Source organism: Mesorhizobium sp. WSM4815 (assembly GCF_055811575.1).
Genome location: NZ_JBVVQS010000098.1, coordinates 38,561 through 50,594, shown reverse-complemented (window position 1 = coordinate 50,594; position 12,034 = coordinate 38,561). Strand labels below are relative to the sequence as shown.

At 64.5% G+C, this 12,034-nt stretch carries 11 protein-coding genes; 6 read left to right on the top strand and 5 right to left on the bottom strand.

The genetic code is table 11. The annotated features are described in order from the left end of the window. Positions 1-2: 2 nt before the first annotated feature. From AC0L2B_RS21350 to AC0L2B_RS21340, 3 genes are read right to left on the bottom strand one after another with little or no spacing between them, the layout of a single operon-like run. Positions 3-1,175 carry an ABC transporter substrate-binding protein gene (locus AC0L2B_RS21350; protein ID WP_473746727.1) on the bottom strand — a complete coding sequence of 391 codons (1,173 nt, stop codon included), beginning with the start codon at positions 1,173-1,175 and terminating at the stop codon, positions 3-5. A gap of 41 nt (positions 1,176-1,216) precedes the next feature. Further along, entirely contained in the window at positions 1,217-3,079 is a 1,863-nt protein-coding gene (locus AC0L2B_RS21345; RefSeq protein ID WP_473746726.1) for a branched-chain amino acid ABC transporter ATP-binding protein/permease, read from the bottom strand. Between the two features lie 14 nt (positions 3,080-3,093). Further along, complete coding sequence (locus AC0L2B_RS21340) at positions 3,094-4,260, bottom strand: NAD(P)/FAD-dependent oxidoreductase (protein ID WP_473746725.1); 1,167 nt, start codon at positions 4,258-4,260, stop codon at positions 3,094-3,096. A 158-nt stretch (positions 4,261-4,418) separates the two neighbouring features. Between AC0L2B_RS21340 and AC0L2B_RS21335 the strand changes: the two genes are divergently transcribed. Genes AC0L2B_RS21335 through AC0L2B_RS21315 form a run of 5 tightly spaced genes read left to right on the top strand, consistent with a single transcriptional unit; the run spans position 4,419 to position 9,403 of the window. Beyond that, a complete protein-coding gene (locus AC0L2B_RS21335) occupies positions 4,419-5,366 on the top strand; it encodes a MurR/RpiR family transcriptional regulator (RefSeq protein WP_473746724.1) in 948 nt (315 codons plus the stop codon). Then, positions 5,363-6,010 (top strand): cysteine hydrolase family protein, encoded by a 648-nt coding sequence (locus tag AC0L2B_RS21330; protein ID WP_473746723.1) that lies wholly within the window; start codon positions 5,363-5,365, stop codon positions 6,008-6,010. Before AC0L2B_RS21335 ends, AC0L2B_RS21330 begins: the two co-directional genes overlap by 4 nt. After that, the gene (locus AC0L2B_RS21325) at positions 6,007-7,329 is read left to right on the top strand and encodes a type I glutamate--ammonia ligase (protein ID WP_473746722.1); all 1,323 of its coding nucleotides are present in this window, start codon (positions 6,007-6,009) and stop codon (positions 7,327-7,329) included. The genes AC0L2B_RS21330 and AC0L2B_RS21325 overlap by 4 nt, the downstream gene beginning before the upstream one ends. Next, positions 7,329-8,096, top strand: a complete 768-nt coding sequence (locus tag AC0L2B_RS21320; RefSeq protein ID WP_473746721.1) for an N-formylglutamate amidohydrolase — start codon at positions 7,329-7,331, stop codon at positions 8,094-8,096. The genes AC0L2B_RS21325 and AC0L2B_RS21320 overlap by 1 nt, the downstream gene beginning before the upstream one ends. Beyond that, positions 8,093-9,403, top strand: coding sequence for an aspartate aminotransferase family protein (locus AC0L2B_RS21315; RefSeq protein ID WP_473746720.1), 1,311 nt, complete (start codon positions 8,093-8,095; stop codon positions 9,401-9,403). Before AC0L2B_RS21320 ends, AC0L2B_RS21315 begins: the two co-directional genes overlap by 4 nt. Before the next feature lie 13 nt (positions 9,404-9,416). On the opposite strand, the gene AC0L2B_RS21310 is transcribed toward AC0L2B_RS21315, so the two are convergent. Together AC0L2B_RS21310 and AC0L2B_RS21305 are read right to left on the bottom strand one after the other, a co-directional pair. Continuing rightward, on the bottom strand, positions 9,417-10,304 hold the full coding sequence (locus AC0L2B_RS21310) for a DUF7847 domain-containing protein (protein WP_473746719.1): 888 nt from the start codon (positions 10,302-10,304) through the stop codon (positions 9,417-9,419). A 27-nt stretch (positions 10,305-10,331) separates the two neighbouring features. Beyond that, positions 10,332-11,096 (bottom strand): glycerophosphoryl diester phosphodiesterase membrane domain-containing protein, encoded by a 765-nt coding sequence (locus AC0L2B_RS21305; protein WP_473507317.1) that lies wholly within the window; start codon positions 11,094-11,096, stop codon positions 10,332-10,334. 151 nt (positions 11,097-11,247) lie between these two features. On the opposite strand from AC0L2B_RS21305, the gene AC0L2B_RS21300 reads away from it, so the two are divergent. After that, entirely contained in the window at positions 11,248-11,874 is a 627-nt protein-coding gene (locus tag AC0L2B_RS21300) for a DUF4129 domain-containing protein (protein ID WP_473746718.1), read from the top strand. Positions 11,875-12,034: the final 160 nt, after the last annotated feature.

Sequence of the window (12,034 nt, the reverse complement as noted above, 5' to 3'; positions counted from 1 at the left end):
TGTCACGGCGCCGGAACGTCGGCGGCGTCGGGAATCATGGTCTGGATATGCTTGCCCTCGCCGCCTTCATAACGCATCAGCGCCACCGGCCGCAGCGGCATGCGGTCGGTGCCGGCATAGGTGATCTTGCCGGTGATGCCATCAAAGTCCTTGAGGCCGGCAATGGCGTCGCGGATCGCCTTCGGATCGTCCGAGCCGGCCGTCTTGACCGCCTGGTCGAGGATCAGCCCGATCTCGTAGCCGTTCACCTCATAGGTCGATTCCGGCGCGCGGCCGGCATATTTGGCGAAGGCGGTGTTGAAAGCCTCCAGCTTGCTGCCCGGCTCGGCATAGCCGGCTGCCGTATAGACGACGCCGTCGACCAGCTTGCCCAACCCCTTGACGGTCGGCGTGCCGATGGCGTCGGCGCCATAGACCGGAACGGTGACGCCGGCACCGCGCAATTGCTGGATGAAGGCCGGAAAATCAGGCTCATAGGCGGCGGTCATGATCAGGTCCGGCTGGTCGGCAAGGCTCTTGATGTTGGTGATCTCGGCGGAAAAGTCCGGCTGGCCCATGGTGAAAGTACCGCGGCCAACGACGGCGCCGCCTTTCTTCTCAAACACCTTGCCGAAATACTCGGGCAGGTTGGCGGTGTAGGTGGAGTCCGGCGAGGTCAGGAGATAGACCTTCTTCTTGCCTTCGGCGATGGCGAAGTTGGCGACCGCGGTCGCCTGCACATTGTCGGCTGGATAGGTGCCGAACATGACGTCGCCGACCGCGGCGGTGAGCACCGGGGCGGAGCCGCAAAGCGTCAATGTCGGAATACCGAGCGGCTGGGTGAGCTGGCCGGCCGAGATCGAGGGATCGGCGTCGCAAGGCGTGATCATGATCTTGGCGCCGGCGTCGATCAATTCCTGGGCGACGGTGGCGGTCTGCGCCGTATCGGATCGGGTGTCCTTGATGATCAGCCTGGCGGTGTATTTGCCGCCAAGCCCACCCTTGGCGTTGAGTTCGTCGAGCGCCATGCGCAGGCCGGCGAGTGCCGGCTGGTCGTAGGGAGCAAGACCACCGGTCTGCGCCGTCGCGGCGCCAATGATGATCTCCTCGGCTGAAGCCTTGGAAACGAGGGCGAGGGTCATGCCGAACACCGCCGCATAGAGGGCGGCGCGGTGGAGGCGATAGAGCTTTGGCATGTCGGTTCTCCTTCTGGATTTGTTGTCGTTGGCTACACGGTTCATGCGGTTTCACTTGCGGGCGTTTCGCTGGCGGGCGTCTCTTGTCCTGTCTTGGCGCGGGCGGTGCGGCTGCCGAGATAGGCGGCGACGACGGCAGGGTTGTTCTGCACTTCGGCCGGCGTGCCGTCGGCGATGACGCGGCCATGGTCGATGACGACGATGCGTTCGCACAGGTTCATCACCAACCGCATGTCGTGCTCGATCAGGACGACGCCGATGCGGCGCTCGGCGCGGACGGCCGAGAGGATGGAAACCAGCTCGGCGGTCTCGACCGCGTTCATGCCGGCGGCGGGCTCGTCGAGCAGCAGGAAGCGCGGCTTCAGCGCCAGCGCCCGTGCCACCTCCAGCCGGCGGCGCTGGCCATAGGCGAGCCTGGCGGCGGGCTGATCGGCAAATTTCTCCAGCCCCATGCGCGAAAGCTCGCGCATCGCCGCCGCCTCGGCATTGGCAAGATCGGGCTCGACCGAGCGGGCGGCGACCACGACATTTTCCAGCACGGTCATTTGCGCGAAGACGCGGATGTTCTGGAAAGTGCGGGCAACGCCGGAGCGGGCGAAGCGAAAGGCCGAGGCCTGCCTCACCAAACCGCCGATAGACACCATGCCGGCGCTCGGCTCGACGTCGCCGGCCAGCATGTTGAGCAGTGTGGTCTTGCCGGCGCCGTTCGGGCCGATGATGCCGGTGATGCTGTCGGTGTCGAAGGCGAGCGTGACGTCGTCGACGGCGATGACACCGGCATAGCGCCGCGACAGATGGTCGGCCGCCAGCCGGTCGCGCTCGGCATGAACCAGCGGCGCAGCAGGAACCGTGGCGGCCTTGCGGCCGGGCCGGCGCAAAAGGTTCAGCTCGCGCTCGCCGAACAGGCCGGTTGGCCGCCGCCAGATGACCAGGATCATGGCAATGGCAAGCACACCCTGGGTCAGGCCGAACAGCACCGGCAGATGCAGGCCGAACACCTCGCCGCCGCCTTCGAAACGACGCACCACCTCGATCACCACGATGGTGACGACGACGCCGGCAAAGGCGCCGAGCGAGGAGTTCATGCCGCCGACGATGAGCATGGCCAACAAGGTGAAGCCGAGGTCGAAATAGAAATCGCGCGGCGAAAACGCGCCGAGGAACTGCGCCATCATGGCGCCGGCGGCCATCGCGGCGACCGCGCCCACCACCCAGGCGGCGAGCCGCGAGGTGCGCTGGTCGACGCCGACGGCAGCCGCACCACGCTCGTCGTTGGCGGCGGCGCGGGTGGCAAGGCCGAAGGTGGTTTCCCGAAAGAGCCTCGCCACCACCAGCGCCACCGAAGCGACGCCGATAGCGGTCCACAGACCGACCTCGCGCGGCACGCCGTAAAAGGGTTGGCTGCCGCGGGTGATCTCGCGCCCGGCAACCAGCAGCGTGTAGACGATGATCAACATGGCGAGCGTGGCGATAGATGCGCTCGATCCGGACAACCTGAGCAGCGGCGTACCGGTCAGCAGGCCGATGACGACCGCAAGGATCAGCACGACGGCCAGCGCCGCGAAGAAAGAGAGTTCATAACCAGCGAGGAACTGCGGCAGGTCGCGCAACGCAGTGCGCTGCAGCGCCGCCGGCATGGTCAAGATGCCGGTGGCATAGGCGCCGAGGCCGACAAAGGCGGCGTGGCCGAAGGAGACGATGCCGCTGTTGCCGGAAAAGATCTGCAGGCCGAGCACCGCCGTCAGCATGATCGCGGCATAGGTGACGACGCGCTGCATGGCGGCGCCACCGAAGAAGAAGACAATAAACGCCGCCAGCAGCAGCACCGTCACCATGCAAAGCGCATCGGCGCTGGCGTTGCGGAACGCGGCCGGCATGAACGACCGCGCGCTTGTCTCGGCCATCGCCGCCGACGCCATCAGGCGACCTTGAAGCGGCTGGGCGAAAACGGCGCCAGCGTCGGCTGGGCGCCTTCGGTGACCAGTCTGGCCACCGCTTCGCCGACCGCCGGACCGGTCTTGAAACCATGGCCGGAGGAGCCGGCAGAGACGAACAGACCATCGACGCCGGGCATGGCTCCGATTACCGGCAGGTCGTCGGGGCTCATGTCGTATAGCCCGGCATAGCCGGGACGGATGCCCAACTCGGCCATCGCCGGCACGCGCGCCGCGAAGGTCTCGAGGATCTCGACCGATTCTGATTCCTCGACGCCTTCCATGTAGTCGTCGGGATTGTCGACGAAACGCGGACGACCGGCCTGTTCGTGGCGCACGCCGGTGCCGCCGCCGGCCCAGCTGCCGGCAAGGATGACACCGTCACCGTCGGGCCGCGCATAATTGCAGGAGATGTCGTCACACCAGGCAAAAGGCATGACCTGGCGCGCCTTTCCGGCTGCGTCGAGCACGGCCATCGGATGACGCTCGATATGCAGCGGCAGGTCGAGGCCGACCGTCGCCAGCAGGCGGCGTGTCCACGGCCCGGCGGCGAGCACCACGGCGTCGGCCTTCAGCACCGTTCCATCGGCGAGCACGACGCCGCTGATGCGGTCGCCCTCTTTCACAAGCCGTTCGACGAGGGTGTCCTGCATGATCCTGGCACCACGTGCCTTGGCGGCGCGGGCAATTGCATTGGTTGCGCCGAAGGCGTCGGCATAGCCGTATTCGGGCTCCCATAGCGCCAGCGCGACATTAGCCAGTGCAAAGCCCGGCGCGGCGTTGGCGAAGGCTTGCGGCGACAGCGTCTCGATCAATGCGCCCTCGCCGCGAATCCGTTCGGCGGCGGCCTTCCAGCTCGCTTCATTGTCGTTGCCGCAGACCCACATCATGCCGATTTCGGTGACGAAAGGGCCCTCGCCCGATATCTCCGGCAATGATACGAGGATCTCGCGGCCACGAATGGCAAGCTGTGACAGTTCCGGCAGGAGATAGAAGGCGTGCAGCAGGGCCGAGGACTTGCCGGACGGCCCACCGGCGGGATGCGTCTGCTCGACAAGCGTCACCGTCACGCCGGACGCAGCCAGGTAATAGGTCGCGCTCGATCCAACGATACCCGCGCCGACGACAATGACGTCGCTTCCAGTCCGCATGGGCTGTTCCCCACAGTCTCTTGGCTGCTTTATGACAAAGCTAAGACCAGTCGTCCGGCTATGTCAATATCTCTTCATTGTTGACCGAAATTAAAATCTCTGTAATAAACTCGACACAACGAGGCAGAGCAAAGCCCAGCGCGGATTTGGGGAGGCCAATGGCGATACGCGATGTTCTGATGCGCGGGGACCTTGCGCTGACGCCGTCGGAGGAAAAGATCGTTCGGCTGCTTCTGACCGACTATCCGACCTCTGGCCTCGGCACCGCTTCGTCACTCGCCCGGCGCGCGGGCGTCAGTGACCCAACCGTGGTCAGGCTGGTGGTGAAGCTCGGCTATGACGGCTTTCCGGACTTCCAGGCCAAACTTCTGGCCGAAGTCGAGGCCAGACTGCATTCGCCGCTGCTGATGATGGAGGCCAAGCGGCCGACAGGCGCGGAAGACAGCGCCATCCTCGCCTATCTCGGCTCCGTCGGTTCTGCGCTCGAGAAATCCGTTAGCCTGACCCCGCTGCAGAGCTATGAGCGCGCCGCTCGTTTGCTGATGGAGACCAAGGGCGAGGTGGTCATGCTTGGCGGCCGTTTCAGCCGCCACATCGCCGGCATGCTCGCCGGCTACATGCTGCAATTCAGGCCGGGTGTGCGCGACCTCGGCGCGCTGGCGGCACAGGCCTTCGACACGCTGGCCGATCTTGGCCGACGCGACGTGCTCGTCGTTTTCGATTATCGCCGCTACCAGTTCGACGTCATTGACTACACCAGGCAGGCGGCGGCGCGCGACGTGCGTATCGTGCTGTTCACCGACCAATGGCTGTCGCCGATCGCCGATCTCGCCGAAGTCACCATCGTCAGCCCGCTGGAAGTCGCCTCCCCCTATGACACGCTGGCGCCGGCGATGGCGCAGATGGAGGCGCTGGTCGCGCAGATCGTCGCCACGCTGAGCGATGGCGCCCGCGAACGCATCGAAAAATTGGAGGAGGTGCGGCATGCCAATGCCGTGACCCTCGACAGTGCCGGCCCCGAAGAAAACGCGGCGCGCAGGATGCCCGGGCCCAAATCAGCCCAACCCAGATCACCCAAATCAGTGAGGCAGGACCAGAAAGCATGACGCAGGCATTGCCAAAACGAAACGAGCCGTTCCGGGCCGGCGAAACCGCGCTGCTGCTGGTCGACATGCAACGTGTCTGGCTGGAGCCCGGCGCCGATCCGGCGCATCCGGAGCGTGGCCCCGACCACTATTTCTACCGGCAGACGGCGTCGCAGACGATCCCCAACCAGGAGCGGCTGCTGGCGGCTGCCCGTGCCAATGGCGTCGAGGTGATCCACACCATCATACAGAGCCTGACCGAAGACGGCCGCGATCGCTCGCTCGACCACAAGCTGACGCCGATCCATATCGCGCCCAGCTGGCCGGCAGGCCTGCCGGTGCCATCGCTGGCGCCGGTCGGCGACGAGATCATGCTGCCGAAGACCTCGTCGGGCGTCTTCAACTCGACCAACATCGATTATGTCCTGAAAAACCTCGGCGTGCGTTATCTCATCGTTGCCGGCATCATGACCGACCAGTGCGTCGACATGGCGGTGCGCGACGCCGCCGATCGCGGCTATCTCGTCACCTGCGTGTCGGATGCTTGTGCCGCCGCCACGCAAGAGCGCCATGACGGTGCGCTGAAAGCCTTCGGCGGCTATTGCTGGATCACCGACACCGCTACCGTCGCCGCCCGCTTCGAAGCCTTGGGAAAAGCCGCATGACATCGACCGTCGAACCGCTCGTTGCCGTCGTCACCACCGATCTCTCAGCGATCACGCGCGGCCGCTCCGTCGTCGAAAGCAGGCTGCAGAAGATCGCTGCCACCGGCGTCGGCTGGCTGCAGGCCAATTTGTCGCTGACCCCGTTCAATTCCATCGTCGATCCCAATCCCTGGGGTTCGTCCGGCGATGTGCGACTGGTGCCTGACCTCAACGCACGTTTTCGCACGGCGCTGACCGGGTCGGTGACGCCGTTCGACATGGTCGCGGGAAACATTGTCGAACTCGACGGCAGCCCCTGGGTCGGCTGCACGCGAACCATGCTCAGCGATGCGCTGGCGGAGTTGAAGGCGGCAACCGGGCTTTCCGTCATCGCCGCCTTCGAACATGAATTCCACATCGCCGATGCCGGCTTCGTGCCGGGTCATTCACTGTCGTTCGCCGCATTGCGCCGCGCCGATCCCTTTGCGCCAAATCTGATGGCGGCGCTGGAGGAAGCGGGCGTCGCGCCCGAAGTGGTCATCGCCGAGTTCGGCAACGAGCAGTTCGAGGTGACGCACGAGCCAACCAATGCGCTTGCCGCAGCCGACCGCGCCGTCGCTATCCGCGAGATCACCCGCGAAGTCGCGCGCAATGCCGGGTGGCGCGCCAGCTTCACACCCAAACCCGCGCCCGATGCTGTCGGCAACGGCGTCCACATCCATTTCAGCTTCGCCGACGAGGCCGGCAAGCCGGTGACCTACGATCCGGCGCGACCGGGCGGTCTTTCCAGCCCGGCCGGCGCCTTCTGCGCCGGCGTGCTGCGCCATCTGCCTGGGATCACCGCCATGACGGCGGCGAGCGTGTCGTCCTATTACCGGCTGAAGCCGCATAGCTGGAGTTCGTCCTACACCTGGCTTGCCGATCGCGACCGCGAGGCTAGCCTGCGCATCTGCCCGACGGTGACGATCGGCGGGCGCGATCCGGCGCCGCAATACAACATCGAATATCGGGCCGCCGACGCCACCGGCAATCCCTATCTGTCGCTGGCCGCAATCGTGCGCGCGGGGCTGGAAGGGCTGAAGGCCAAGCTGCCGACGCCGCCGCTGGTCACCGGCGACCCGACGCTGATGAGCCAGGCGGAGCGCAAGAAGCTCGGTCTGGTGCGCCTGCCGGAAACCCTGCCGGCGGCGCTCGACGCGCTCACCGCCGATAGCACCGTCACCGGGTGGTTCGCGCCGGTGTTCGTCGAGACCTTCGTCGGGCTCAAGCGACACGAGACCGAGCGCCTTGCCGGCCTCGATCCGGTGGCTGTTTGCGACCTCTACCGGACGCTTTATTGATGGCTGCGAAGCTTGCGAATGAGTGGCCGGCTGCCGTCGACGTGCTCAACGAAAATGGACGCTCTGACATCGTGCTGTTGTGCGAGCATGCGTCCAACCACATTCCGGCGGAGTATGCAAAGCTGGGGCTCGATATCAGCCATCTGCAACGTCACATCGCCTGGGATATCGGCGCCGCCGAAGTGACGCGCCGTCTGTCGGTGCTGCTCGATGCACCTGCCTTCCTCGGCGGCTATTCGCGGCTGCTGATCGACCTCAACCGGCCGCTGGGCACGAGCGGCAGCATTCCTGACCTGTCCGAAGACACCGGTATTCCCGGCAATATCGGCCTCGATCCATCCGAGCGGGCACGGCGCGCCGAAATCATGTTCGCGCCTTTCCATGACCGGGTGGCCGCCCATCTCGACCGCCGGGCGAAGGACGGCAGGCCGACACGGATCGCGACGATCCACAGTTTTACGCCGGTCTTCCTCGGGGTTCCCAGGCCCTGGCATGCCGGCGTGCTTTACGATCGCGCCGGCGATTTCGGTGAAACGATCCTTGCCGGCCTGCGCCACGACGAAGCGCTCAATGTCGCGGCGAACGTGCCTTACGTGATCAGCCGCGACGCCGACTACGCCGTGCCCATCCACGGCGACGACCGCGGCATTGCCGCCGTCCTCATCGAGATCCGGCAGGATCTGTTGTCGAGCCGCTCCGGCATCGAGGCATGGGCGAACCGCCTGGCCGCCGTCTTGCCCGCGCAGCAGAAGGAGAAGGCGTCATGAGCAATCTGCGCGAGCGCGATGCAATAACCATCGCCCAGATCGGCAAGCTGCGTTTCTCGCCGCTGAGCGTCGTCGGCGGCCGGGGCAACCGGCTGATCGAGGAAGGCGGCCGCTCGCTGCTCGACCTGTCCGGCTCAGCCGGTCCGGCAATCCTCGGTTACGGCCATCCGGCCCTCGTTGCGGCGGTCGAGGCGGCGATCCGCGACATGGCCGGCGCCAGCCTCTTGCTCTACCCCAACGAACCAGCGGTTTCGCTGGCCGAGCGGCTGCTGGCGATCACGCCGGGCGACGGTGAGCGGCGTGTCTGGTTCGGCCATTCCGGATCGGACGCCAATGACTGCGCGGTGCGTGTGCTGCAGGCCGCCACAGGCCGCTCGCGCTTCATCTCCTTCATCGGCTCCTATCACGGCAATCTCTCCGGCTCGATGGGCATCAGCGGCCATACCGCCATGACCCACACGCTGCCAAGGCCGGGCGTGCTGCTGCTCCCCTACCCCGATCCGTTCCGGCCGCAGTTCAGTGCCGAGGCCGTACTTGCGCTGCTCGACTACCAGTTCGAGACCACCTGCCCGCCGCATCAGGTCGCGGCAGTGTTCATCGAGCCGCTGATGTCGGATGGCGGGCTGATCGTGCCGCCGCCCGGCTTCCTCAAGGCGTTGCAGGAACGTTGCCGCAGGCATGGCATCAAGATTGTCGTCGACGAGGTCAAGGTCGGGCTGGCCCGCAGCGGCATGATGCACTGTTTCCAGCACGAAGGATTGACGCCCGATCTCGTCGTCTTCGGTAAAGGTATCGGCGGCGGCCTGCCGCTTTCGGCCGTTGTCGGCCCAAAGGAGATCATGGACCACGCGCCGGCCTTCGCGCTGCAGACGACCGCCGGCAACCCGGTTGCGACGGCTGCCGGCAACGCCGTGCTGAAGACGATCGAGGCGGACGGACTGGTCGCACGCTCGGCGCGCGTCGGCACGCTGTTTTCAGACGCACTGCGGGCGCTCGCCGCAAAACATGAGATCATCGGCGACGTGCGCGGGCGTGGCCTAGCCGTCGGCGTCGACCTGGTCACGGACCGCAAGACACGCGAGCCGGTCGCGGCAACGACGACGGCCAAGACCATCTATCGCGGCTACGAACTGGGTGCTGCCTTCACCTATGTCGGACTGAAGGCCAATGTGCTCGAATTCATGCCGCCGCTGACGCTGACCGAGGACGAGGTTGCCGAGGGCGCGGCAATCGTCGACCAGGCGATCGCCGACGTGGCCGCGGGCAAGGTCTCCGACGCGGACGTCGCTTCGTTCATGATGTGGTAGGCGACCTCTCGCATCAGGAGAAGATCTCCGCCAGTTCGTCGACGCCGGTGCCTTCCTTGACTTGCCGCAGTTCGAGGTAGCTGACCGCGATGGCAACCGACATCAAAGTAGACACGACTGTCGAAACAAGCGCGCTTCCGATTGCGCCGACAACAAGGCCAACGGTCGAGAGGCTGCCGGTAATGGCGAAAGTAAATCCAAACAACAATGCAAACGCCATTTGGATGGCAATCGCCGCCAAGAACAGAACCAGCAAAAGACCGAATAATGACCAGCGGCTGCCCTTCGTCAGAGCACGGCTGCGCGACATCGAACCAAACACGCCAAGCCGCTCCTGGATCAGCACGGGCACGGAAACCGATATACCGAGGAACAACATGATGCCTGGAACCACCAACGCGATGAACGCGATGAACACAATGATGTTTCCAAAAACGGGGATAAGCATGCCAGCCACGAACATCGTCACCACTAACGCGAGGATCATGGTGAGGAAGACAACCAGGCCCATCCCGAGCGTCGGGAACATGCAACGCAAGGCGATCTGGATGCAGTCACCGATTGCCGGGCGCTTGCCGTTCAAGTCTTCTATCGTCGCCCTTACCAGGGACGACTGAAACAACAAAGCCAGCACAAAATAGATCAAGCCAAAAGCCATCGATATTAGCGAGTTGCCTAGAATCGCCGAGGGATCGGCAACCGCCATGCTTTCGGGATCGGCAAAATCGAGGTTGGCAAGATTTCTGTAATTCCAAAGGTTGAGCACCAGTGCCGGAAGGGCGGAAAAAAGAGCCGCCAGTCCGACCAACAGACCCGGATTGCGGCCGATGACCGCAAAACTATTGCTGAAAACCCTGCCGATGCGAAACTTGTCCGGTCGTTCCAGTGTCGTTGAAACCATGACGTCGATCCTGATGCGGCTTTGCCGTTATGAGAAGATCTCCGCCAGTTCGTCGACGCTGGTGCCTTCCTTGACCTGCCGCAACTCGACATAGCTGACCGCCGGCGCAACCGAGGTCACCACGGATACGACGGATGTCACCAGAGCATCCAGAATGAGAGCCGTTGTCACGCCAAAGACCATGACGACTTGGCTCAAGACAAGCTGGATGACGATCACCGCTATGATCAGGACAATCCAGAATCCGAACAGCGCCCAGCGGCTCCCTTTGGTCAGCTCGCGGCTGCGCTTCATGCTGCCGAACACCCCCCGCCGTTCCTGAACCAGAACCGGCACGGCGACCGACCAGCGGAGCCATAAGATGATGCCGGGGACGATGAGCAGCATGAAGCCCAATCCCGCGCCAAGAGAGACCAGTACTGCGATGCCTATCACCGGCAGCAGGAGGGAGATTGCCATCTTGAGGCTGTCGCCCATTGATGGCCGCTTGCCGTTCAGATCCTCGATGGCCGCGCGCACCAGCGTCGCCTGCAAGATCGCTGCCAACACCATGGAAGCCAGCACGACAAGGATTGTAACGATAACGCGTTGGGCCGAGAACTCCGGAGTGCCTGTCTCGGTGCCGCTTGCCCATTTCCAGAGCCAAAGCTGGTAGAGCAACGTTGGCAAGCCTGAAAACAGCACTGCCAGCCCGAGGCAAAGCACGATATTGCGGCTGATGACAGCAAAGCTGTCGTTGAAAACCCTGCCGATGCGAAACTTGTCCGGTCGTTCCAGTGTCGTTGAAACCATGATGCGTCCCCTCGCTCAATCGCCGCATATCGGCTGGTGATCCCCGCATCAAATGTGCCAACATTGGAGATCGACGTCTAGCCCACTTGCAATTGCCGCTGTGCATTGCCAGTGTCGACTGGGGACCACAGGTTGCAGGGGACGGTTGGCAGTGGCACAGCCAGGCACAGCGGAAGCCGAATGGCTGGCAAAAGCGCATCAGCAGTTGATCTCGGATAAGTCGATCCAGTTCGGCCTGCCGGCCTATGTGCCGCCGCAGCCGCCTGACTGGCTGAAGCCGCTGCTGGACCTGTTGTCGTCGCTCGGTCCCTACATGATCTATCTGTTCTGGGGGGCGGTGATATCAGGTGCCGCGATCATCCTGCTCCTGGTCTTTCTCGAGATGAAAGGTATCGCCTGGCGCCTGCCATGGCAGCGCGCGCGGCGCGAAACCGAGGCGGAGGAAGCATGGCGTCCCGACGCCGGCGACGCGCAGATCCTGCTGTCGGAAGCCGACTCGCTGGCCGCGCGAGGCGACTATGACGAAGCGGTTCATCTCCTGCTTCGGCGCAGCGTCGCCGATATTGCCGGCCGGCTGCCGGATTTTTTGCGCCCGTCGCTCACGGCGCGCGACATCGCCGCGGCTGCTTCGGTTCCCGCCAAGGCCCGCGCGGCGTTTACCGAGATCGCACGCATCGTCGAAGCCGCATTGTTCGCGCGCAGGCCGGTCGGGGCCGAAGGCTGGCGGCAAGCACGCGGCGCCTATGAGCGGTTCGTCTTCCGGGATGCCTGGATATGAGCGCTGCGACGGTCGAACCAGCGGCGCAGCAGCCGTTCAATCGAAGAACGCTGTTTTGGGGCATTTTCGCCAGCCTGCTTGCGGCAGCGGGTTTCTTCCTGCTGTCCACCTATGCGCCCGACTTCCGGCAACCCGGCAATGGCGGCGCCACGCCGCTGTC